The following is a 21,754-nucleotide window of genomic DNA, read 5'->3' on the forward strand; positions in this document are numbered from 1 at the left end:
TGTTCAAGGACGGGGCCTCGTACCTACTCGGAGGGGCGCATCCTCTCCGCTACGGCCCCCTGGGACCCGCCGACGTGCAAAGCAGTCCTGTAGCGTGCGCCGGCCTGGGCGTAGTGCCCGTGGCAATACGATTCACCCCATGATCCGCGCAGTGGTCTTCGACGTCGGCGAGTGCCTGGTGGATGAGACCCGGGAGTACGGCACTTGGGCCGACTGGCTGGACATCCCGCGGCACACCTTCGCCGCGATGTTCGGCGCCGTCATCGCCCAAGGGCGGGACTACCGGGGCGTCTTCCAGGAGTTCCGTCCGGGATTCGACCTGTACGAACAGCGCGACGCCCGTGCCGCAGCCGGTCAACCGGAGAGTTTCGACGAGACCGACCTCTACGCCGACGTCCGCCCCGCCCTCAGTGCCCTGCGCGGGGCCGGCCTCTGGCTCGGTATCGCCGGGATCCAGACCGTTCGCGCCGGCGGGATCCTCCGCAGCCTGTTCACCGGCGACGTCGACCTGATCGGGACGAGCGACGACTGGGGCGCTAGCAAGCCCGACCCGCTGTTCTTCGCGCGGGTCGCCGAAGTCGTCCCCTTCGCGGCTGAAGAGATCCTGTACGTCGGGGATCGCGTCGACAACGACTTGCGGCCTGCCGTCGCAGCCGGGATGCAGACCGCGCTCATTCGCCGCGGCCCGTGGGGGACCATCCAGTGGCAGACCGCCGAGGCCCGAGACCTGCCCACCTTCCGTATCGAATCCCTGGCCGAACTGGTGGAGCAGATCGGCCAGTTCAACGAGCGAGTGCGCTGACCGTCGTCGACCATCCGTACAGCCGGTCGTCGAGGTCCCGTACCCATGCCTCGTGCTGGTGCGGGGCGAGGGAGCGGCGCACCTCGCGCACCCGGTCCATGCCCATTGCGTACCAGGTCACTTCGAGCTGATCCAGCGCGCGGACGGCGTACGCGCAGGCCGCTTCCGGGCGTTGGTGTCGGATGTGGATGTCACGCGCCCGGTCTAGGCGTCGTGGAGGAGGCCGATATCGTCCGAGCCGATGGGTTCCGCGTACTCAAGCACATGCTCGATTCGCCCCTACTGGGTGAGCCGCTGTCGAGCCGCTCAGACTCGACGTAGGTGACACCACCTCGCGTGAATAGCCCAGTGACCTTGAACTCGTGGTCGTACTTGGGGGCGCCGGGGTAGCGGAAAGCCCAGATGAAACCTATCTCGGGATGCGCGGTCACATGCCCAGTCTGGCATCGGTAGGCCTGTCCGCGGTTCGTGGACGCTCAACGGGTGAGTCAGTCAGGGCCGTTGGCTGCATTCAATGGTCCGGACTCGATTGTCAGTACGGACGAGTACGCTCAGCAGCGCGTGGCCGGCACCCGGGGTATCCAACTCTGTAATGCAGCTGCATCCCTGGTCTGCTTGGGGGTGGTCCGGTATCCAGCCCGTGGCCTAACCGGCGACGCAGGCACTGTCGATGGCCAAGAGTGAGACCTGACAGCGCCGACCACGCACATCAGTGGAGTCCCAATGGCCGGGGCGCGGCGTGGTCCGCTTCGCGCCCCTCGACGCGAACTTGGCGTACGTCGAGTTCGCGCCTCCTACTGGGACTGGCGCCGATACTTTCGGGCGCGAAGCTCAAGAAAGATGATCCACCCGACTAGGAGCGTGATCATGGATTCGAACGCTTGCCGCCAAGTCTCGGACCCCCACCTGTGAGCCGCGACTGCCGTGAGAGCGAGCCAAGCGCCGATCAGTAGGTAGTCACGAAGGCGGGATCGAAGCCGGGCATCTGGTCGTGCCAGATAAACCATGGAACTCCCCTCTGCGGACTGGAGGATACAACCGACCTGTGATCCCACGATTGGTTCGCTGGTATGGCCGCTGGCCTCCATGAGTGACGCCTCCGGCCGGTACCACTCCGCATCCACATCCGGTTTCGGCAGGGACCGCTCGGTGACAGGGGCGGTCACTGCACGGTGGCATGCATGGCACTGGAAGATCGTCATCAAGGCACCTCGCTTGCTCGATCATTATCGGCGCGGCAGCCTACGCGGTCGGTGGAGTCTCAATGGCCGAGTCAAGGGCTTACGTGGGCCTGACTCCCGGTGGGCTCATCCACCTCGAAGTGGGGCCCGGTCTTTTCCTGTTCCCGTGCCGCACTCGCAGCGTGAAGTGGTCAGCCACATGGCGCGGATATGCAAGATGCGCGCTCCGGCCGTCTGATGTCATCCGAAGAGCTAGAACGGTCGTCCGTTCAGGCCGAGCTTCCTTTTGCCGTAGGGGGAGAAGATCGACGCCCAGCCGGTCCAGCCGGCGTGAACCTGGGCGATCTGAGAGGGCAGGGGCATGACCGGGAGCAGGTTTCTGCCCTTCGCCCAGTTGGTGAGAAGCCCCTCGGTTGTGTCCACGGCGGAGACGACCATGGTGACCTTCGCGTTGCCATCGACCCAGGTGTCCCACAGCGCCCACCCTTCGGGTCGGGGCTCAACTCCTAGTCGAGAACAGGCGTGTTGGTAGGTCTCATGGCGGCCGATGGGCATGGCTTCGGGACGGATGATGGCAACGGCGGCGAGAGGTACTTCCGGGCGCGCCACCTCCTCATCCAGGCACCCGTCCAAGGGGAAGTGGTAGTGCAACAGCGCCCTGCCCAGGGCGCTGACGCTGCGTTGGAGCGGACCTTCGTCTTCGGAGTCACCAGCAGGCAACTGTTCACTGGTGGCTGCTGAGACGACTGTCTTGGCGAGTCGTTCGATCTCCCGCAGATAGTCGACTTCGGAGAGCTGGGGGCGGGTCATGGGGGGCAGTCTCGCATCGCCCCTCCGGATGAGTGCACCCGTTTTCCACATAGCCGGACACGATGCCCTGCCGGGCCCGGCCCGGATCATCAGTCAGGTCCGTACAGATGCGTGTGGCAACGCGGAGGCAGGCTGAGCTGGCCGTGAATTGACCTTCCTGCATCGCCTCTAGCGACCGATGGGGATCTCGTAAACGATCTCGCGCAGGGCGGAGGGCGCGATGATGTCCGCGGTCTCCACGGGCAGCGGGAGTTTTGTCATGCCGGTTTCCTGCAGAGGGAGCTACAGGGGTGCCTAGAGGCTGCTCACGATGCTTCCGGCGACCGCGTTGGCGACGCTGTAGGCCGAGGCGCTGCTCCCTAGGGGGAAGCCTCCGGGGGGAGGTGTGGCGGCGTGGGCAGGGGTGGAGAGGAGCAGGGCGGCGCCTGCAGCGACTGCGAATGCTGCGGCGCGCTGGGTGATCGTCATGGCTCTACAACGACCGTCGCAGACGCAGATGGCGAAAGAGCCCTTGCATTCGAACAATGGAAGGGCTCTTCGGTACTGCTGACCTGCTGTCCAGCTTGTGCCCCGGCAGGATTCGAACCTGCGACACCACCTTTAGGAGTTCGATCTAGCCCGAGTGTGACGTGGGGCCACATTGAGCACGGGCGTCTGCTGCGATGGTCAATGGCCACTGCTGATCGTGGCCGTTGATGTCAGCATGGATGGTCAGCGGAACAGCTCTGGCATCGGACAGGACTCCAGCACTTCATCCAGCCGATCGGCCCAGCCCCACCAAACGTGCCTACTGGGACATCTCCACAGTGCCCGGCAGGCACGTCGGTCATCATCCTCCCGTCTGGACAGCACGAGCCCACCGGACCTCATGGGTCGGCTGCACTGTGGACAGGCTGGGGGCCAGTGGGTCATGCCGTGCACCTTAGAGGCTGGGTGGTCATGTCATCTGAGGTAGGGCGGCCGCCATGAGTCGTTGATGTCAGATCTGATGTCAAAGGCCCCCAACCATGATCGGTTGGGGGCCTTTTGTCTTGTGCCCCCGGCAGGATTCGAACCTGCGACACCAGCTTTAGGAGAGCTGTGCTCTATCCCCTGAGCTACGGAGGCGGGCCTTGCGGAAAACGTGGATGAAAATTCCGAAGAGATCGCATCCGGTTGAGGCAAGGGTGAAGGCCACCCGCCAGGGCAGCCCAGGACAGCGTAGCGGATGGGGGGAGGGCTTGGCGTGGGCGGTCACCGAAGCCCGCGAGCACGCCGTGATCACGGCCCCTCTTCTCCTGTGTCGGAGTACTCGGGATCCTCGGCGTAGCGGGCCGCGCTGCTGGCGTTCTGGGCCAGCATGAAGCCGAGGACGACCAAAGTCTGGGCTTCTGCGCCGAAGGCGATCAGCCTGCCGTTCCAGAGTGAGCGGTCGAGCTGCGAGAAGGCGGACTCGGCGTCCTGACGCCCTCCCTTGAGCCTCTTGTACGTCGCGGTATGCACCGGGATCTGGAAGAGATGCTCGGCGCGGTGGAAGTCCCGCTCGGTGTCGCTTTCGCCGGGTTTGCGCTCTCCGGGTCGTGTGGTCACGGCCACTGGTTCGTGGGGGCCGTAGATGCACGGGATGGCCAGCAGGTGGTACCAGCGATGGTTGCGGACGCCGGGGCGTGGCGCGATCTTGGGGATGGGGAGCAGGCTGCTGGTGCTGTCGTCGAGGAAGACCCGCTCGTGGACGCGGCTGTCCTTGGCCCGGAGCTCATGGCTACAGCGGCCGTATGTCGGGGTCCGGAGCGGGCGCGGTTGGATGCCCTTGTGCTGCTTGCTGATGAGTAACCTTCCGCGGCGCGCGACGGCGTCACGGTGTTTGCCACGCATGGCGCCGTCGTAGAGCACACCCAGGCACCCTTCGGCCTGGTCCAGAATGGTGCAGGCCATCTTCAGGGCGACGGCTGCCTCTCCGCCGGGGTGGTCGTGCGGAACGTGCTGGAAGCGCAGGAAGACGCGGCGGAAGTAGCCGCGGCGGCGTGTGGAGAAGAAGACGAACTTTGTACCCAGCACGTACTTTCCGCCGTCCTCGCTGTCGCCGCGTGTGCTGGTGCCGTCCTTGTCGTAGTCCCCGCCTCCTTCCTTCTGCCAGTGAGCGGCCGGGTCGACCCGGCGATTGAAGATCTTCCCGGTCTGGGGGTCCGTCCACTTGGCGGAAGTAGCCCGAGTGGGAGATTTGGCGACGGTGCCGTCGCCTGCGATGAGCTGATGGCGCTCGGGGTCGCTCCATTTTCTCGGCGCGCCGGGCGGCAGCAGACCTTGCCGCAACGCCTGCATGAGCGCGAGGTCGGCGAAACCCTCGCTGAGTTCTTCCAGATGCGGGACCAGAATGGTCTTCTGGGCGTACTGCCACTGGTTTCGGTTCGGCCCGCACATGCGCGGAGTCCAGGACGACACGGGAGACGTCGATGAGGCCGGCGTCGTCCAGCCGGTGCAGGACAGCTTTGTGGAGGCGGCCTCAGACGCCGGCTCTCGACCAGATCATGAATCGCCGGTGCACCGTCGACTTCGACACCCCGAAGCATGGCGGCAACGCCCGCCAGGAACAGCCGCTGACCAGCGCATAGATGATCGCTGCGAACAGCGTCTCGTCAGGCGTGTTCTGCGTGCCACCACCCTGCGGCCGCACCCGGCCCTCCGGAATCAACGGCCTGGCGAGCTCCCACAGTCCGTCCGGAACGATCCAACTCCACGTCCCCTGCTCCATGAAGAGGGCATACCCAACTCACCACATAGGACATCGTCTTAGGCGACTCGCACGGATGTCCCTATCTCGTGTGCGTGTAAGGGGTTTGGTGGTGGCGGGCCGCCCGGCGGAGTGAGTTCCTCACTGCAGAAGTACTGCCGTGGATCGGCGTCGTTGGTGGAGTGTGACTGCGACTAAGAGACTTGTCAGCGCTACTGGACGCCGACGCAGAATCGTTCATTCTCCGGGCGGCGCGGTCCATCCAGCGCACGAGTTGCCGATCTACGCTGCGATCGTTGCCTCCTGGGAGCAAGAGGGACGAATGATTCCAGGGCAGTATGATCGCGAATGGGTGGAGCTCGTCGCCGAGCCTCCATGGACAGGCTCATAGCCCAATGCGGACCAAAGTCGTGAGCCCGCTCAGAGTGCGACCTGGTGAAATGACGGGCCGTCGCTGGCAGCTCTGCTGTGGCACGGATCGAGACGCTCGATAACCTACCCGCCCCATGCTCGGATGGCCGATGTTTGCTCGGGCGACAGCCAATCGAGGACATGGCGGAGGTCTCCGCCGCCAACTGCCAATGGGACAGGCAGTTCGTGGCGCGACTTCGGCAGGTGATCAACTGTGTGCGGCGGTAGTACACAAGTACGCCCTAACGGGAGCCGGCGGACCTCTGCAGGCCAAGACAGACCAGTAATTCGCCGGGCCATCGATCAGGGACTCCAGCCCGCGCCTATCGTGATTACTGTTGGACGGCGGAGTGACCCGGCCGACTCGATCTGAGCCGACGATTGCCCACGTCTTCCGCCAGCGCCGCGCCTACCTGTGCTGACGCGGTATCCGCCGAGCCCGGGCACCAAAGATCAGCTACCACGCTGGGAAGCTCTGCAGGTTCAGCGGCTGAGCAGTTGTTTTGCACCGTGGGAGACCTGGATAGCTACAAGAGTGTGACGATCCGGTGCGGGCGCAAGGGGCTGCCGTTGCTTCGACAGGAGAGTGTCGTTGGGTCGGGCATGAAACCGCCTAACCAAGTCTGGGCGTCTGATGACCATGGCGCACAGTTGTCTGGTGCCTACTGGCTCGAATCTTCGGTCCATGCGCAGGAAGATTGCATGTGGTGCCGTCAATTGAGGCTCGCTGACGGTGCTCTGCCTGTCGGATGGAGTGTTGAAACGCCGAGACGGCGAAACGTTGCATTTCCCCGGCTGACCGCCGTGCGCACTGCACTGCTCGGCCTGGCCGTTGCCACCATTCTCACGGGAGCGCTGTCAATCGCACTTGCCTGAATCCGTGGGTCCGACACGCGACAGGCTCGTTGCGCGCGGCCAGTTCAGGTGGGTTGCCCCGTGCCGGGGTCGGCAGGCGTTCATGGTCCCTGGCATGGTGCTGGATGCGCCGCCACAGCGGCCTCTCCCGCGACCGCGAAGCCTCCTTCCACCGCTCCGAAGCCCCATGACCCTCAGCCGATTCGCAACTCCCAGCGCGGACCACGCGCCAACTCAGCTCTGGCGCCAAAGTCCTGTCCCGTAACTGTCGACTCCTCCCTACCGATGCCCCGTTCCAGTGGTGTCAGTGGCAGGTGGCACGGGCTGGTGGGGCGCTGATCAAGGGATAGGACGCCGGCCCGCTCGTTGCAGGAAGTTGCTGGTTCTGGTCGAACTACCTTCTGGCCATGTGCGGTTCCAGGGCTGGCGCGGACCATCCGAATCCGAGTTGGTTCGGTGATGACGAGGGCGACACCGATTCTGCCCCCGGGACTGATGAGCTCGCATGTTGAGGTGACGCGTATTCCAGCTCAGAGCGCCCGGATCGGTCACTTTGGGCCATGCGGGCGGTATCCAGGGTCCGGCCCGGAGTGAGTAAGTTCGTCCGATGGCGCGTTCGAAGCGCTTCGGGAGGGGAGAGTGCCGGTGGACGTCGTCGCGATTATGGAAGCACTGGCTGAACAGGGCGTAACGGTGCTGTTCAAGGCCGACGCTGAGCGGATGGCAGAGAGGGGCAAGCCTTGGACCTTCGTCGCCAGTGGAGCGCCGTTGCGCGAGGACGTCCTTGTGCGAACCGATGCCGCGTCTGTGGAGCAATGCCTCGCAGTGTGCTTGCCCCGCCTGCGTGAGCTGGGCTTTTCGTTCCCTGAGTGAGAGAGCGGGTGTGACCGAACCGCCGTCCTGGATGTCAGTGCCGGCTGCTTACATGAGCCCATGGACACCGTGCAGACGACCGCCGCCCTCCTCCCGGACCCCGCCGAGCTCCGCGCGCACCTGCGCGCGCTGGCCGTGCTGGACCAGGCGATCTGCCGCGACCCGCGGTTCTCCCGCTACTCCTTCTCCACCACCTGGGGGCCTGGGACGGAGGCGGCCCTGATGGACAACGGCTCGGGTGACGACTTCTCCGTCCTCTCCACCCCGGCCGGTGTGCTCGTCCGCGGCTTCGACCACGAGTCGGAGATGAGCCCGTACGCCACGGACGACGAACAGGTCTGGCCCGGTGTCATCGACGAGGTGCCCGCCGCGCTGCGCCCGCTCTTGGACGACCCGGCCTTCGTCGACGAGGGCCTCGGCGCCCCGCGGGTCACCGCCTGCCTGTGGTGGGAGACCGGCGGCAGCGCCTGGCGCACCGGCTCGGGCATCGAGTTCCCCTCGGGCAGCCCGGACCCGGACGGCTCCGGGCACCTCTTCCGCCTCCTCACCGACCGCTCCCCCGAGGCCGTCCAGGCGCACTTCGAGGAGGACTACGGGCGGCCCGTCCCCCTCGACACCGTCCGTCACGTCCTCGCGGGCCACCCCTTGACGCCCGAAGCCGCCTACGGCCTCAACCCGGCCGCCCTCTCCGACGAGGCCCTGCTCCGCCGGATCGCCGCCGACCCCGAGGTCGAGGCGTACCTCGCCTGCGACGGCGAGTTCGACCTCACGCGGACCGACCCCATCGAGTCGATCGCCCTGCCGGCCGGTCTCCTGGTGGAGCCCGTGGCCGGCTGCAACGCGGGAGGCACCCACTACCTCTGCGGCCCGGCCGGCTCCGACCGCGTCCGCCCCGTCCTCTACACCGACTCCGACGGCCAGGCTTCCCTCATCGCGGAGTCCCTCGCCGAGGCCCTGACCCTGGCCATCGTCCTCCCATCCTGGCACGACGCCCTGGCCGGCTTCCGTCCCCCTGCGCTCAACGCCGACTACCTTGAGGACAACCCGGAACACCCCGAGGTCCGCGACCGCCTCCTCGCCGCCCTCCGCCTCCCCCCGGCCGCCGAGCCCGAGGTCCTGGCCCGGCTCCTCACCACGGCCGCCCGCACCGTCCCGGACGGCTTCCTCCCTTCGATCGAGGGCGAGGAGGACGCGGCCTTCGAACCGATGCTCCGTCTGTCGGCCGAGTAGGACAGCCCCGCCGTGCGCCGCCCCTTCCGGACCCGGTGCACCGCTACAGCGAAGCCATGACCGCACTGCCCGACTGGTTGCGCCCCGCCCCGCGCGGAGGGCTGTTCGCGGAGGAAGTGGACCGCCTCCCCGAGGTTCGGCCCAGCGCATGCCGGATCTTAGGCAGGAGACTTCGGGGTGATCGACCTCAAGGACGTGGAGGGATGGGTCGTCACCGGGCATCACAACGACGTCCTTACCTATGTCGGCCCCGATGAGCCTCAGGATCAGTCGCAGATCGCTGTCGGGCCGGTCGGGCGTTTCAGGCGTCACAGGGACGGCACCGAGCTTCACGTCGTCCACGTTGAGGACAAGCGGGGTTCGGTGGCCCCAGCGTAACTAGCCGCGCTTCACCGCTGGTGGACGCCTGGGGCGTATCGGCTCCAGGTTTCGCCGGCTTCGGTGACCAGCCGGGTGGCTGTCTTGTCGTAATAGCCGAGTGCCTTCGCGATGACAGGGGCCGGGGCTTGGAGGACGAGCTGACGGACCGCGGAAGTCCTGCCACGCTGCGGAGGGACACCGATCTCACGCAGGTGGACTTGCAGGCTGACCGGGTCCATCGGCTGTCCGGGCTGACGGCCGGGGAAGAGCCACTGCGAGCTCCTGCTGCTGGCGTAGGGCAGATGCTGGCGGAACTGCATGTAGGCCCGCATCAGGTCGGCGACGGGCTCCGGCAGCGGTGACGGTGGGTCTCCCAGCCGGGCGGTGACGGTGGTCTCGTCGTCGATGACGTCGTCGGTGGTGAGGCGGACGATGCGGCTGACGGGTTGCGCATAGAGGAGAACGAGCGCGGCGGCGATCCTTGCCCGGAGGGGCAAGCAGCCGTCATTGAGGACTCGACGGAGGATCGCGCGCCGGCGGTGCCGGTGCAGCGGCTCCGAGTCCTGAGTGATGACTGCAGGCGGCAGCGTGAGGCGGGGCATCCGCCTGGTCTTCATGCACCACTGCAGGAATGACTGGGACGGGCGGCGGGCTACCAGGCTCTCGGTGTGCCAGGCGTCGATGTCGGCCTGCTGGCAGCGCCCGATTGAACGTCCTCGACCGGCGAGTCAGGTGAGGAAGGCGCCGGCCTGGGTGACTTCCTGCTTGGTTTGGTTGGTCTGGGAGCGTCCCAGCGGTCCCTTCTCCGACTTGGCCCGCAGGCGCCGCATCTGCTGCCAGGTGGCGAAGTGGCGGAGAAGGCATCCTTCTGGAGTCCGTTAGCGAAGACCTCGTGCTCGACCAGCTTCAACTTCTGCTTGTTCTTGTCCGTGGCGCTGAACAGGCGCTTGCCCGAGCCGAGCAGCAGCGGGAAGACGACCAGGTGGTAGCGGTCGAGCAGGCCGGCGTGCGAGAGGATCTGGTTCAGGGCGGCGCTGCCGTGCGAGCGAGCGCAGGATCGTCGTCTCGCCCCCGTTGTCCACCAGGTCGTCCTCGGTGAGCTTGGGAGACGACGTATTTCGGCATCACCTTGTAGTCGGCGAAAGTCCTCCATGCCGGGCCATACCGGGCTGAACGCCTCGTAACTGGTCCGCCCAGCAGTACCGCGGTGGCTTCTTCCTGCTCCCGGCCGTTGATCTCGAAGGCCTCGGGGAGGAACTCGATGTCCTTAAAGGTCACCAGGAGCGGCCCCTTCGTGGTCCCCGCGGTGTGGGGACACTTCGCCGAGCGGGTCACCTGGCCAGGCAGCACGGACAAGGGTGGACCGGGTACACAGTCATGTCCACAGAAAGATCTCCCGACCTGCCAGCCGTTTTTGCGGCCGACTGGCCCCAGCCGGACGCGGACGTCGGCCCACATGCGCCGCCCGCGGCTCCGCGGCTCCGCGGCTCCGCGCTCGAGAATCGGCCGCCTATCCAGAGGGAGAGATCCTCAAGTTCCGCTGCCTGACAGCCAGTTCCAACGTGCTCGATCGCACCCGGACCCTACCCACTCTGGACAGCCGACCAGCGCAAACTAGGGATGCGGCGTGGACGAGGAAGGCGAGGAAGTGGTTGCCATTGCGCTCGTACTGGACGGTGAGGCGGTGGTAGCCGAAGAGCGAGGAGATCGACCGCTCGAACTTTCAGCGGTGACGACCGGGGCGATCGTCGGCAAGGGGGCGGCAGTGGCTGGCAACGATCGCCCGCTCCCTGACAAGTAGCTTATGGATGAACTGTTTTGAGACGGCGCCCCACCAGAGCAGGTCCTGAGGCTGAGTCTTGGGGGACGGCGACGAAACGAGCGCGGAGACTGTCCAGCGGATCGTTCATGCACGCAAGCTGCTGTGCCTCCAGACAGGCTCCCAATGCGTCCAACTCCGTTGCGATCACCCGCACCGAGGTACGCAGCACCGACGTGACTCCCAGCATGCTCATGGGGCAGTGGGACGAGATCAGTCTGAAGACGGTAGGGGCTCGACTGTAGGTATTTGCCAGCTTCAGGACACCACCCTCGATAGACCCGGCGGCGGAAGCGAGCATCGGTTCCCTGCGATCACCGGTACGCGGTTCGTCCAAGACAGAAAGGACCGTGACCGCATCCATGAACTGGCTCTCGCACTCCTCCAGTACAAGGCACATCCGCCGGACGAAAGAAGTCAGGCCCTTCGCCCGCGTGAGCGTCGACTCATGCATCACCTTCTGATGCTCCGTGTCCAGCAGGCGGCATGCAGTCAAGAGCGCGTCGCGTGCTGCCCGGACATGGCTATCCCCATACATGTGCTGAACGTGCATCAACGCCTCTTCGCAGGCCCGGCCGGGAAGGATGCGGAAATCACCCTGAGGGAGGCCCCGCCTGACTGGCTAACGGGACACTGTCGTCGCGGGTCACGGGGCCCGGTAGGAAAATCTGTGGAGCGGTGGCAAGCGCCACGCAGCAGGTATCCGGGGAACCCTCGAAGAGCAGATTGTGCGAGCGCGGGCACTGACCCGGTGGCGTAGAGCTCTGCAGGAGTACGGGTGACGCGTGCCCGGCAAAAGACGACGCTTCTTTGGGTTGTTTGCCGTAATTTGCCGGTCGCTTAAAGTGCGTGACTGCTGATGGCATTCAAGGATGGGCCCATGACGCAGATCGATGTCCCGCAGCTTGCCGGCCCGGCGATTGCCGCGCTGGTTGAGGCGGAAGTGGAACGCCGGTGGCCGGCGCAGGCCTCAGGTGTGGAGGCGATGGCGCGATACGGGTTGGTCCCGTTCGGGCAGACGCTGGGGCCCATGCTGCTCATCAGATCGGCCTTGGCGGTGGGCGGCCGTGTCGAGCAGGTGCTGCCCGCTGCCATTGCGGTGGAATGCCTCCAAGTCGGCGCGATGATGCACGACGACATCATCGACGGCGACCGCCAGCGCTACGGGAAGCCGGCCACCCACACCGTCTTCGGCGCCCCTTCCGCGATCGTTGGCGGCGACGCCCTCTTCTTCAGCGGCATTCAAGCTCTCTCAGAGTGTTGTGATGCTGGTGTACCGGCAGAGCGGGTGGCCCAGTCCCTGACGGTCCTCGCGCAAACAGGCCGTCGGATCGCAGACGCCGTGGCAACTGAGATCCGCCTCGGGCGCAGCATCTGTTCGACCAAGACTTACCTGGAGATGATCCGTGACAAGGGCGGATCGCTGCTGTGGCTGGCGTGCGGGCTGGGGAGCATTCTGAGCGGGGCGGACGAGGCCAGTGTCAGATCGCTGGGGCAGTACAGCGATCTGCTGGGCATTGCCTACCAGATCCGCGACGACCTGATGGCGTACGACGGCACCCAGGCCGGCAAGCCGAGTGTCTCCGACATGCGGAACGGTCGCCCCACGCTGCCCGTTCTGCTGGCCCATCGCCGTGCATCACGCAGTCAGCGTCGGCTTATCGAGCACCTGCTCGCCGACACTGTCCGACCCGTAGAAGAACGCCATGAGGCTATGGCCGGAGTGATTGCCAGCACTGGCGCCCTGAATACCGCCCGCTCCATCTCGCACCGCTACGCCCGTATCGCAGGCGACGCGCTGAGTGGCCTGCCCGTCAGCGAACACCGTGACGCCTTGCATGGACTGACGACCCCCGGCCTACTCGTATGAGATGCGTACGGGGCCGCGAGGCGTACTCGTTACCTCCCATTCCGGGCCAGCGAGAGGGCCTGCCCCGGAATTGAGAGCCCGTCCCGACAAGGGCTACGACTACCGCCACCTGCGCAGATGGATTGCTTCCCGCGGCATCCGGCACCGAATAGCCCGTCGCGGCATCGAGAGCGCGTTGGGTCAGGCAGGCGACGGGGATCTCGTCCGGTCTGGACCGGTGCCTACTGCGTGAGGTGGGGCAGGAGTCGACGACCGGGGCCTGATGGCAGGGGGCTACGAAGATTTGCCGTGTGCACGGCACTCGTCCGTCCAAGGCCGCCACGGAAAGACTGCTTGCCGACGCTCGGGCAGCGTGCGGGTCAGAATCTAGTGAGGCTCACGGTGGAGATCCGCATCCGGGCATCCGCCTGTCGCATGGTGTGGGCCTGAGCGGCTACTGGGCCGTTCGATGTGCGACACAAACTGCCGCGTTCGGCCTTGCAGAAGCCGCACTCCGTCTCGTCGGCGATCAGTGCGTGGGCCAACTGCCGGAACCGTGAACTGTGCGCCTTGTTGGCGGGCCGGTCCCAGCCGGGGACGGTGCAGACCCGGCCAGGCTTTGCGTCGCAGTACCCGCAGGGGAAGCGCCTGGCCGCTGCCTCGGCCTCGCGCAGGTGTGTCCAGCGCACAACGCGCGCCTGTTCCTCCGCTGCAACGGCCTGTTCGCTGCCACGTGTGTGACGAAACCGCTGCCACCAGCTATCGGGATGGGCCAGGCACACCCCGTCTTGCGCCAGATTCCACTCGCACCTCGACCCGTCATCCATGGCCCGCCCGCAGTGATCTCCGTGGTGGGGGCAGGGCCCCGTCGAGGTGTCATTTTTACAGGGACGCCCCGTTGTGGATCCCGGGACGCCGCACAGCTCGGGTCGCAGGGACTGCTCCCCAGCAACGGCGAGAGCTTCGGCGGTCCGCGACCAACCGTCTGAATCCGCTGTTGACCGCCACCACGCCGCAGGCGCGCGGACAGTCACCCAGCCCGCTGCATCAGGCTTTACCTGAGCCGGAAACGGCAGAATTTCAGTGTGGGTGCTACTCATCTTCAGAAACCTATAACGGGTGCGGTGTTGTGAGTGGACGGCGGGAAAACTACCTCAGGAGCCGGTTGCAAACCGCCTTGCGGACGGCTGGATGCACCTGACTGGGAAGAGACAAAGAGCCGGGTGCATCCAGCCGTTCCACTGCGGGCGATGGAGTGGTTGCAAGAAGCTTCTGTTGCAAGCACTCCATCCGAGGCCATCGTCCGTGCCGTCGAGCGAATCGTTGTGCAAGGCGCCGAAAGCGAACCAAACGAGGCTGCCCATTCACCGCTGAGCAACCAGCATGACTCCGGAAGGTCCGTCCCGTTCCCAGTACGGCGGCAACCGGAGAGAAGGGGTTGCCGCCGATCGGTGAACCAACCGGTCAGTCAATCAGTGGTTGTCGACGCCGTTGCCCGAGAGGACAGGGATCTCGTCCAGGATGTGCGAGAGCGGCTCGTCACCCTTGGCCTGGGTGGAGTTCTCGACACACTGCTGGTTCTGCGGGGACGACAGGACGGGAATGTCCTGGACCGAAACCGGCACGACACCCACGAGGGAACCGGCGTTCAGCTTGGCCGGCAGGCCGATGCAGGGCTTGTTGAACGAACCCTGGATCAGAGCCATCTGAGGGCTCATGTTCCCGTGCGTCTCGGAGTTGCCGTACGACTGCATGGCCCCATTGCCGCTCAGGGACGTGGTGCCGCCGTCGTCGGCAATCGCCTGGGGAGCAACCATCGCAGCGGCGCCCACGAGCGAGGCTGCCATAGCGGAGGTAGCCAACAGTTTCTTCATTGTGTCCCTTTCGATCGATGCTCCGATCTGGAGCCGCACTGCCCAACTCCCAAGGTGGGAGAAAGTTTCTTCATTCCATCCGGACGGGTAGAAATTTCCTCGTCTGTCGCGCACTTGGATCATGCGGCTACGGAACCTCAACGGAACCTGAGCTCATCGCTCACTCCCGGAGTGACAGTATGAAGAGTTCGCATAGAGAACGAAACCTGGCGGGACGTCAAATACCGCGTCTGGTCGGCCATTGCGCGGAAGAGCGCGGAGCACCCTTCACATGGGGTGTTGCTACCCGTTGCAGGGGAAATCTGCCACGCTCGCACTGAATCCGCTGATCAGAGAATGGCGAATTCTGCTCACGAGGGAATCCAGGCCGCGGACCCCGGATGCGCCGCAACTCGAGGCGCTTCGGCATACGGAGCCGAACTGTGCCTGTCGTTGGCCGACCACCGGTCGCCGAGCCACGACCCGAGGCATCTTGGGCCGCTGGCATCTTGAACCTCCGCACCCTGAACGGCAGCAGGAGAGGTTCACGCGTGATGCGTCGCAGATCTGCAGTGGCAACGATGTGAGGTGACCGTGTAGGCCGGGGTTCGGGGTATGCAGTCATCCGGCTCGATGCCGCGAAGAACCTCTGTGGGGAGACTGCGAAACGGCAGACGGGCGGCTCTCGCGAAGAGGCCACCCGCCTGCCGTTACTCGGTTCAGCCGTTGTGCTTGCCGTTGCCCGAGAGGACCGGGATGTCGTTGACGATGTGCGAGAGCGGCTCGTCGCCCTTGGCCTGGGTGGAGTTCTCGACGCACTGCTGGTTCTGCGGGGCGGACAGGACGGGGATGTCCTGGACCGCGACCGGCACGACGCCGACGATGGAACCGGCGTTGGCCTTGGCCGGCAGGCCGATGCACGCCTTGTTGAGCGAGCCCTGGACCAGGCCGCTCTGGGGGCTCATGACGCCCTCCGTCTTGGAGTTGCCAAACTCCTGGACCGCGTGGTTGCCGCTGGCCGAGGTGGTACCACCGTCGTCCATGCCCACGGCCATCGCCTGCGGCGCGGCGACCATGGCCAGGCCGAGCACGGAGATGGACGTGGCGGCGATGCTCATCGACTTCTTCATGTTCTGTCCCTTGATTAGTGCTGTTCCCCAGGAGCGAGCTGATCAACGGCACTGTCGCCAGGAGGTTTCGGCGCATCACCTCAATGGCGCAGCGCGTCAGCCGATGAGGTTGGGCCGCACGGGTGGTGCGCGCAACGGATTCATCTCTCGGCCGCAACGCCTCCCGCGCAGGGACGTTTACCGGTCGCACTGATCGCGTGATTGGTGGGAAAGGGAAGAAACTGTGTTCAAGAAGGTCATGGCGACCGCTGCGGTCTCCGTATCGATGCTTGGTGTCGCTGGTGCTGTAGCGCCGCAGGCGATGGCCGTGGGCATGGACGACGGTGGTACCACCTCGGCCAGCGGCAACGACGCGGTCCAGGAGTTCGGCAACTCCTCCTCCGCCGGTGACCTGAGCCCGCAGCTCGGAGCGATTCAGGGCTCGCTCAACAAGCCCTGCGTCGGCCTGCCGGCCAAGCTCAACGCCGGTTCCCTCGTGGGTGTCGTGCCGGTTTCGGTCCAGGACATCCCCGTCCTGTCCGCCCCGCAGAACCAGCAGTGCGTCGAGAACTCCACCCAGGCCAAGGGCGACGAGCCGCTCTCGCACATCGTCGACGACATCCCGGTTCTGTCGGGCAACGGCCAGAACAACGGCTGATCAAGCCCCGAAATCACTCATACCGTCACGCCTCCTTCAGCCTGACGCTATGAGTCCAGGCCGGCGGAGCACGCAAAAGCGTCTCCGTCGGCCCCTTTTCTTATGCCGCGCCTGGTACGAAACGCTGTGCGGAGCGGTCCACCTGCCCCACGGTCTGATCATCTGTGGTGTGCAGGTACTCGATCCAGCCGCTTGCGACGAGCCGATCCAGCACTGCGGGCAAAGCCTCTGTTCTCACCGCGCAGGCCACGGCAATCTCCCGTGTGCAGACGTGGATGTGGCCGGCCGGGTCCGCATGTGCAGCCAGGAACAGTGACGCCAACTTGACGGCTGACCCCTGGTTCCGCAGCCGCCGGTAGGAGTTGCTCTTTGTGACCCAGCCCGAAGCGCGACTGCGCGTTCGGTCACCCATCTGCAGGTCGTGCCGCATATCGGCGTCGCGCAGCACCCGAACCGACGCAGGGCGCTGCGCTGGCGCCGACAGGAGTTCAGAAACCGAGTAGTCCGCCCAGCCCGCCGTATGGAATTCGGTGACGGCTGCCTTCGGGTCCTCCAGTCGGAGCCTGGTGATGTCATCCGCGCTGAAAGTGGTGGTGCCCGAACACACCGTTCGGAGCGTCAGGATCAGCGCGAACAGCCGCGCATCCGGTGACAGGGCGGGAAACGCCTTGTTGAGGTAGGCGAAGGTGTCACGTACGGCCAGGCCTTGATGCTTTGTCAGCAATCGCTGCACCGCCGGAGTCAGAGACTCCCCGCTCGCAGGCGTTTGCGACACCACCTCGGCTACCGCGATGACCTCGCCGTCTGGAATCGCATCTGCGCAGGCGGCGCACGCCTCGATCGCCCCCCAGCCGGTGGCCAGCGGCACCAGGACCAACTGGACCAGGCCCTGACAGACAAACTCCTCCGCGTGCAGCGTGCAGTGCTGGGCTCTGCACCTGCAGAACGCCGCTGCGCTCGGTGCACCCACCTGCTGCGCATGAGACCGGAGGTGGGCTACCGCCCATTCCTTGGGACTTGCGCAGGGCATCTGGGTCTGGATGGTGCACTCGGCACTTGAGCAATGAGCGGCGGTTGAACTACGCCTGGCAGAGGGCAAGGCAACGCTGCTGACCTCCCAACTTCGTCCGGAGGGGCGCCAGAGCTGGGTGCCAAAAGTCATGATGGTGCCGTCCTGACCAATGCTGCGCAAAAACGCATATGACGGGTGCCGCAAACGATGCAGAGGCGAGAGTAGCCCAATTGCCGCCCAGGCAGGGTTATTCGGATGAATTGAGCAGCTGGCGCTCATCGCATCGCAGCCATAGGGAACATGTTTGTCTAACAGCACACGATGATCGTGAAATACGCGAACCGACGTGCCTGTAGATAGGGTTGGGTGCAATGACGTACAAGAAGGTTGCAATCGCCGTCGCTGGTCTGGTCATGGCCCTGGGCGCAGCAGCCCCGGCGGTCGCCGATTCCGGTGGTCAGGGTGACGCTTCGAACTCCCCGGGCGTCCTGTCGGGCAACGTGATCCAGGTCCCGATTGATATTCCGGTGAATGCCTGCGGAAACACCGTAAGTGTGATCGGGTTCCTCAACCCGTCGTTCGGCAACCACTGCGTCAACGACTGATCGGCGACGTCGAGCAGGACCCGGACGGCCCCAAGCCGGTTGCTTGGGGCCGCCGCTATGTGGAATCGCGTGCCGACTCGCCGGGGGAGGGGGGAGGGCGTCCAGGATCCAGGCCGCGGAGAGGCGGGCATTGCGCCGGCGCCGCCATCCGGCCGGACCGCGGAGGCAGTCCGGGACGGGGACCCGCGTCCCACGGCGGCAACGCTGTCACGCGAAATGGCGATGGCGAGTATCGAGCGACGCACTGTGAGGCCGGCCTGAGAGAACTGCCGTGGTGACAGCACCTCGGCTGCCTCAGCGATGCACGATCGAAAATGAATGCGAACGAGAGCGCGGCGGCGCGCACGGCCCGCCGGCCCGCCCTTCGCACGCCGGTGAGGCGGACCGGGCGGGCCCTGAGGCGCGAGCGGACACGCCCCCTCCCGCGACGTTCGTACGCGGGTGCGACGAGTGCACCACGCTTGGGTCGCGATGCATCCGATCGGTGAGTCCATTCCACTAACAGACCATCAGGACCGCTGACTGTGTTTCCATTTGGGTCATTAGGCACACTTTTTAGAGATATCCGATGGATGTCTCGCGAAGGAGCGAAATGGCCGAGCGAAGGAAAGCACCCAAGCGAACGTGGCTGGCGGCCGCCGCGGCCACCACGGCAGGACTGCTGGCCTGCGGATTTACGCAGCCCCAGCATCAAGAACCACCAGCAGGGCGATACGACCCCACGCCACCAGCCCCCGACGTTGGCGGAAAACCGACGCCACAAGCGACCGGCACCCCTTCGGTGAAAGACTCCATTACCGGCGCGGTCCGCGACACGGTCATGGGCGCCTACCTCGACTTCGGCCCCCAGGGCATCACACGAATCGCAGGGCTTGAGAAGTGGCTCGGCGGCACCGACCTGAAGGTAGGGCACACCTATCTGCCCGGCGACCTCTGGTCGAACATCGAAGGGAAGCCCGGCTTCCTCGACGCCTGGGCCAAGTGGCGAAAAGCGCAGCCCGACAGGCTGTTCGTTCTCAACGTGCCCATGCTGGACGACAACGAAGGCGGAGTCAGCGACTATCAGGTACGCCAGAGACTGAGCGAAGGCGCAGCCGGCGCATACGACCACCACTTCCGGACCCTGGCCGAACGGCTCGTCAACCTCGGGGTACCCGACACCGTGATCGTGCTCGGCTGGGAGATGAACGGCGCGACCTACACCCACCGCTGCGGTCCCGATCCCGAGGCGTGGAAGACCTACTGGAAGAGGATCGTCACCGCCATGCGCGCGGTGCCCGGTCAGAAGTTCAAATTCGACTTCGCCCCGAACCGCGGCCGCGACGCAGTGCCCTGGACCACTTGCTATCCCGGTGACGACGTCGTGGACGTGGTCGGGATGGACTCCTACGACCAGCCCCCCGGCCGCACCTTCCAACAACAGGCCAACGAACCGTTCGGGCTCCAGCAGCAGGTCGACTTCGCTGCGAAACACAAAAAGCCCATTTCGTACCCCGAGTGGGGGCTCTTCCGCAACGGGGACAACCCCGCATACATGCGGGGCATGCTGGACTGGATCGACAAGCACAAACCGCTGTACCAGACCATCACCGACTACTGCCCGCACGGTGTCTGGCAGTGCAACGAGAACCCGGCATCGTCCAAGGTCTTCCGCAGCAAACTCTCTCTGCCTCCCACCCCGGTGCCTGAACCCACCGTGCCTCCCACCACGCCCACCCAACCCCCCTCCTGCATGCCACTGGAACTCGGCTCATGGGTCGAGTACTGGATGGGTGGCAAGCTGTGCCTGCGCTTCGACTGGCTCCAGAAATGGCGCTAGACCGAGACAGTGTTCGGAACCTAATGCGGTCCTGAGCCGGCCCGCACCGGTGCGCCGACGGTGCGCTGCTGTGTCCGCCGAGACCAGCTGTGCACCGTGTCACGGGCCCAGATCCGTCCCCGGATCTGGGCCGTGAGCACGGCCAGGGCCGGCAGGAGGCGTCGCCGTGCCAGCAGGAGGCGCCGGTTTCCCACCCGCTGAGGACACCAGTGATTCTTGTACGGCTCAGTGCCGCGCAGCATGCTGAGGGTGCTCTGCCCGTTGACGCTCGACTGCTGGGCGGAGTGCCGCAGCAGCAGCGTCGCCACATCGATTTTCCTCTCCCGCAGTGCGGGTTCTGCCCCATAGAGGTAGCCCCCCGCGAGACGGGGTGACACCAGGGTCAGATCGGCGGCCACCACCTGGCCGCCGATACTGAACTCCGTAACCCGCGCATCACCATCGGCGACCATGGGAGCGACAGCCCGCTGCAGGTGCGCGGCGAAGCGCCCCGTGAGGTGCTCGGGCGTCACACCGCGTCCCTCCCACTGGCGTTGGTGCAGGGCCAGCAACCGTTCGACTGCGGCCGGCACCTCCGCCGCCTCCACCTCCCGGTGCTCGACGCCGGCCGCATCAAGCTTGCGGAGTTTCGCCCGGGTGCGCTGTGCCCGTGACGACGGCATCCGCGCCACCAGATCCGCCATGGGAACAGCCGGCAGTTCCAGACACATCGAATCCGGGAGGATACGGCTCGGCCCATCCCACAGCGCCGGCAGACACCCGACGGCAGCCTCCGGACGCACTTCACGGAAATCGATCACAGCCGAACGGGCAAGACCGGCCAGCGCCCGTGCCAGCGCCTCCGCCGCTCCGGGACAGCCGTCGTCGAGCAGCACGTCGGAGAAGTCGGTGATGGCACCGCCCAACGGGGTAAGGACGGGAACCAGACCACGCACCCGATGCAGCGCGGCCGCAGCCACCAGCCGCCCCTGCCGGTGTACCAGGACCACCCTGAGGCGACCCGGCACCCCATAGGCCGTCCACCAGGAGAACAACCAGGCGTGAGTCTGGAACGGCGTGGCCGTCTCGCACCGGCGCTGAAGGTCCCCCCAGTCCCCGGCCAGTTGCTCAAACTCCCTGCTGTCGCGGCACACCGAGCTCCGGAAGTTCTCACGAGCCGTGCTCATCACACGGACTCCCGCTGGGGCAGGGCCGCGGGTGCCGGCACCACAGCCATGCGATCCTTCGCATGCCGGGGGCGTACCAGCAGAGCCAGTCCGCACAGCAGCCCTGCGGCGCAGCCCCCCACCAGCGCCGCAACGGGAGCAGAGGGCGAAACGGGAGCGGTCGGCTCGGTGGCACGGGAGAAATTGAGCACCTTCACCCCGGTGGAGCTCTGGGCATCGGAGCTGCTCTGGACCAGGGCCTGGGCCACACTGTCGGCCATCGCGGCGGCGGTCTCGGGGCTTCCCGACCGGGCTGTGAGAGAGATCATCGGTGCGTCGGGGGACGTCGCGGCCTGCACACCGCTGCGCAGCGTATGGGGATCCACCCCCGCCTGCACCGCCGCGTTGGCCCGCACAGCAACGTCGATGGCGACACGCCCGTAGGCCTGGGCATAACCCAGTGCCGATCCCGGGTCGGTTTTCTCCCCCGGCACGACGATGACGTAGCTGGTGGCGGCGTACTGCGGAGACTGCACGAGCCCGTACACCAGCCCGGACAAGGCGCCCAGCACAACCGCACAGGGCAGAACCCACACCGCCAATCTGGCACGCGGGCGTGCCGTCACTCGGGAGAACCAGTGGGGAGCGGGGTG

19 protein-coding genes, 2 tRNA genes and 4 pseudogenes are annotated in these 21,754 nt (G+C 65.8%); 10 read left to right on the forward strand and 15 right to left on the reverse strand.

Annotated elements, in window-relative coordinates; all coding sequences use genetic code 11:
- Positions 1-139: 139 nt before the first annotated feature.
- Positions 140-802 carry an HAD family hydrolase gene (locus AB0H78_RS13965; protein ID WP_363234583.1) on the forward strand — a complete coding sequence of 221 codons (663 nt, stop codon included), beginning with the start codon at positions 140-142 and terminating at the stop codon, positions 800-802.
- Here the strand turns inward: AB0H78_RS13965 and AB0H78_RS13970 are convergent.
- The 7 genes and pseudogenes from AB0H78_RS13970 to AB0H78_RS14000 form a co-directional block, all read right to left on the reverse strand.
- A pseudogene (locus AB0H78_RS13970) lies at positions 783-971 on the reverse strand (transcriptional regulator); the annotation flags it as partial. The gene AB0H78_RS13965 and the pseudogene AB0H78_RS13970 sit on opposite strands and share 20 nt — an antisense overlap.
- A 1,264-nt stretch (positions 972-2,235) precedes the next feature.
- Positions 2,236-2,793: a hypothetical protein gene (locus AB0H78_RS13975; protein WP_363234584.1), complete on the reverse strand. Its 558-nt coding sequence runs from the start codon at positions 2,791-2,793 to the stop codon at positions 2,236-2,238.
- Between the two features lie 294 nt (positions 2,794-3,087).
- Positions 3,088-3,261, reverse strand: a complete 174-nt coding sequence (locus tag AB0H78_RS13980; RefSeq protein ID WP_363234585.1) for a hypothetical protein — start codon at positions 3,259-3,261, stop codon at positions 3,088-3,090.
- A gap of 98 nt (positions 3,262-3,359) precedes the next feature.
- A tRNA-OTHER gene (locus AB0H78_RS13985) sits at positions 3,360-3,429 on the reverse strand.
- Between the two features lie 398 nt (positions 3,430-3,827).
- A tRNA-Arg gene (locus AB0H78_RS13990) sits at positions 3,828-3,900 on the reverse strand.
- Positions 3,901-4,053: 153 nt separating this feature from the next.
- Positions 4,054-5,193: a hypothetical protein gene (locus tag AB0H78_RS13995; RefSeq protein WP_363234686.1), complete on the reverse strand. Its 1,140-nt coding sequence runs from the start codon at positions 5,191-5,193 to the stop codon at positions 4,054-4,056.
- A pseudogene (locus AB0H78_RS14000) lies at positions 5,180-5,524 on the reverse strand (transposase); the annotation flags it as partial. The pseudogene AB0H78_RS14000 and the gene AB0H78_RS13995, both read right to left, overlap by 14 nt.
- Positions 5,525-7,414: 1,890 nt before the next feature.
- On the opposite strand from AB0H78_RS14000, the gene AB0H78_RS14005 reads away from it, so the two are divergent.
- The 3 genes from AB0H78_RS14005 (at position 7,415) to AB0H78_RS14015 (ending at position 9,250) form a co-directional block, all read left to right on the forward strand.
- Complete coding sequence (locus tag AB0H78_RS14005) at positions 7,415-7,642, forward strand: hypothetical protein (RefSeq protein WP_032755250.1); 228 nt, start codon at positions 7,415-7,417, stop codon at positions 7,640-7,642.
- 60 nt (positions 7,643-7,702) lie between these two features.
- Complete coding sequence (locus tag AB0H78_RS14010; protein WP_363234586.1) at positions 7,703-8,872, forward strand: hypothetical protein; 1,170 nt, start codon at positions 7,703-7,705, stop codon at positions 8,870-8,872.
- Between the two features lie 177 nt (positions 8,873-9,049).
- Positions 9,050-9,250 (forward strand): hypothetical protein, encoded by a 201-nt coding sequence (locus AB0H78_RS14015; protein WP_363234587.1) that lies wholly within the window; start codon positions 9,050-9,052, stop codon positions 9,248-9,250.
- Between the two features lie 11 nt (positions 9,251-9,261).
- Here the strand turns inward: AB0H78_RS14015 and AB0H78_RS14020 are convergent, their stop codons facing one another.
- Complete coding sequence (locus tag AB0H78_RS14020) at positions 9,262-9,729, reverse strand: hypothetical protein (protein ID WP_363234588.1); 468 nt, start codon at positions 9,727-9,729, stop codon at positions 9,262-9,264.
- Between the two features lie 365 nt (positions 9,730-10,094).
- Positions 10,095-10,507 (reverse strand): annotated as a pseudogene (locus AB0H78_RS14025) (dihydrofolate reductase family protein); the annotation flags it as partial.
- Between the two features lie 352 nt (positions 10,508-10,859).
- On the opposite strand from AB0H78_RS14025, the gene AB0H78_RS14030 reads away from it, so the two are divergent.
- Positions 10,860-11,033 (forward strand): hypothetical protein, encoded by a 174-nt coding sequence (locus tag AB0H78_RS14030; protein WP_363234589.1) that lies wholly within the window; start codon positions 10,860-10,862, stop codon positions 11,031-11,033.
- A 1-nt stretch (position 11,034) separates the two neighbouring features.
- Here the strand turns inward: AB0H78_RS14030 and AB0H78_RS14035 are convergent, their stop codons facing one another.
- Complete coding sequence (locus AB0H78_RS14035) at positions 11,035-11,604, reverse strand: hypothetical protein (RefSeq protein ID WP_363234590.1); 570 nt, start codon at positions 11,602-11,604, stop codon at positions 11,035-11,037.
- Positions 11,605-11,931: 327 nt separating this feature from the next.
- On the opposite strand from AB0H78_RS14035, the gene AB0H78_RS14040 reads away from it, so the two are divergent.
- Both AB0H78_RS14040 and AB0H78_RS14045 read left to right on the forward strand, forming a co-directional pair.
- On the forward strand, positions 11,932-12,921 hold the full coding sequence (locus AB0H78_RS14040; RefSeq protein ID WP_363234592.1) for a polyprenyl synthetase family protein: 990 nt from the start codon (positions 11,932-11,934) through the stop codon (positions 12,919-12,921).
- Between the two features lie 67 nt (positions 12,922-12,988).
- Positions 12,989-13,093 (forward strand): annotated as a pseudogene (locus AB0H78_RS14045) (IS5/IS1182 family transposase); the annotation flags it as partial.
- A 1,279-nt stretch (positions 13,094-14,372) separates the two neighbouring features.
- Here AB0H78_RS14045 and AB0H78_RS14050 read toward each other — a convergent pair.
- Together AB0H78_RS14050 and AB0H78_RS14055 are read right to left on the reverse strand one after the other, a co-directional pair.
- The gene (locus AB0H78_RS14050) at positions 14,373-14,774 is read right to left on the reverse strand and encodes a rodlin (protein ID WP_363234593.1); all 402 of its coding nucleotides are present in this window, start codon (positions 14,772-14,774) and stop codon (positions 14,373-14,375) included.
- Positions 14,775-15,472: 698 nt separating this feature from the next.
- Positions 15,473-15,883: a rodlin gene (locus AB0H78_RS14055; RefSeq protein WP_363234594.1), complete on the reverse strand. Its 411-nt coding sequence runs from the start codon at positions 15,881-15,883 to the stop codon at positions 15,473-15,475.
- Positions 15,884-16,106: 223 nt separating this feature from the next.
- Between AB0H78_RS14055 and AB0H78_RS14060 the strand changes: the two genes are divergently transcribed.
- Positions 16,107-16,520 carry a rodlin gene (locus AB0H78_RS14060; protein ID WP_363234596.1) on the forward strand — a complete coding sequence of 138 codons (414 nt, stop codon included), beginning with the start codon at positions 16,107-16,109 and terminating at the stop codon, positions 16,518-16,520.
- Positions 16,521-16,620: 100 nt separating this feature from the next.
- On the opposite strand, the gene AB0H78_RS14065 is transcribed toward AB0H78_RS14060, so the two are convergent.
- Entirely contained in the window at positions 16,621-17,388 is a 768-nt protein-coding gene (locus AB0H78_RS14065) for a hypothetical protein (protein WP_363234597.1), read from the reverse strand.
- Positions 17,389-17,903: 515 nt separating this feature from the next.
- Between AB0H78_RS14065 and AB0H78_RS14070 the strand changes: the two genes are divergently transcribed.
- Positions 17,904-18,137 carry a chaplin gene (locus AB0H78_RS14070; protein ID WP_363234598.1) on the forward strand — a complete coding sequence of 78 codons (234 nt, stop codon included), beginning with the start codon at positions 17,904-17,906 and terminating at the stop codon, positions 18,135-18,137.
- A gap of 592 nt (positions 18,138-18,729) precedes the next feature.
- The gene (locus tag AB0H78_RS14075; protein ID WP_363234599.1) at positions 18,730-19,956 is read left to right on the forward strand and encodes a glycosyl hydrolase; all 1,227 of its coding nucleotides are present in this window, start codon (positions 18,730-18,732) and stop codon (positions 19,954-19,956) included.
- A 20-nt stretch (positions 19,957-19,976) separates the two neighbouring features.
- Here the strand turns inward: AB0H78_RS14075 and AB0H78_RS14080 are convergent, their stop codons facing one another.
- Both AB0H78_RS14080 and AB0H78_RS14085 read right to left on the reverse strand, forming a co-directional pair.
- On the reverse strand, positions 19,977-21,122 hold the full coding sequence (locus AB0H78_RS14080; protein WP_363234600.1) for a GNAT family N-acetyltransferase: 1,146 nt from the start codon (positions 21,120-21,122) through the stop codon (positions 19,977-19,979).
- Positions 21,122-21,661: a lipopolysaccharide biosynthesis protein gene (locus AB0H78_RS14085; protein ID WP_363234601.1), complete on the reverse strand. Its 540-nt coding sequence runs from the start codon at positions 21,659-21,661 to the stop codon at positions 21,122-21,124. Before AB0H78_RS14085 ends, AB0H78_RS14080 begins: the two co-directional genes overlap by 1 nt.
- Between the last annotated feature and the right edge of the window lie 93 nt (positions 21,662-21,754).

The organism is Streptomyces sp. NPDC050738 (assembly GCF_040654175.1).
Lineage (GTDB): Bacteria > Actinomycetota > Actinomycetes > Streptomycetales > Streptomycetaceae > Streptomyces.

Excerpts from the sequence above, each read along its gene's own strand:
- AB0H78_RS13965 (WP_363234583.1), top strand. The coding sequence starts at position 140 with ATGATCCGCGCAGTGGTCTTCGACGTCGGCGAGTGCCTGGTGGATGAG.
- AB0H78_RS13975 (WP_363234584.1), bottom strand. The coding sequence starts at position 2,793 with ATGACCCGCCCCCAGCTCTCCGAAGTCGACTATCTGCGGGAGATCGAA.
- AB0H78_RS13980 (WP_363234585.1), bottom strand. The coding sequence starts at position 3,261 with ATGACGATCACCCAGCGCGCCGCAGCATTCGCAGTCGCTGCAGGCGCC.
- AB0H78_RS13995 (WP_363234686.1), bottom strand. The coding sequence starts at position 5,193 with ATGTGCGGGCCGAACCGAAACCAGTGGCAGTACGCCCAGAAGACCATT.
- AB0H78_RS14010 (WP_363234586.1), top strand. The coding sequence starts at position 7,703 with ATGGACACCGTGCAGACGACCGCCGCCCTCCTCCCGGACCCCGCCGAG.
- AB0H78_RS14035 (WP_363234590.1), bottom strand. The coding sequence starts at position 11,604 with ATGCACGTTCAGCACATGTATGGGGATAGCCATGTCCGGGCAGCACGC.
- AB0H78_RS14040 (WP_363234592.1), top strand. The coding sequence starts at position 11,932 with ATGACGCAGATCGATGTCCCGCAGCTTGCCGGCCCGGCGATTGCCGCG.
- AB0H78_RS14050 (WP_363234593.1), bottom strand. The coding sequence starts at position 14,774 with ATGAAGAAACTGTTGGCTACCTCCGCTATGGCAGCCTCGCTCGTGGGC.
- AB0H78_RS14055 (WP_363234594.1), bottom strand. The coding sequence starts at position 15,883 with ATGAAGAAGTCGATGAGCATCGCCGCCACGTCCATCTCCGTGCTCGGC.
- AB0H78_RS14070 (WP_363234598.1), top strand. The coding sequence starts at position 17,904 with ATGACGTACAAGAAGGTTGCAATCGCCGTCGCTGGTCTGGTCATGGCC.
- AB0H78_RS14075 (WP_363234599.1), top strand. The coding sequence starts at position 18,730 with ATGGCCGAGCGAAGGAAAGCACCCAAGCGAACGTGGCTGGCGGCCGCC.
- AB0H78_RS14080 (WP_363234600.1), bottom strand. The coding sequence starts at position 21,122 with ATGAGCACGGCTCGTGAGAACTTCCGGAGCTCGGTGTGCCGCGACAGC.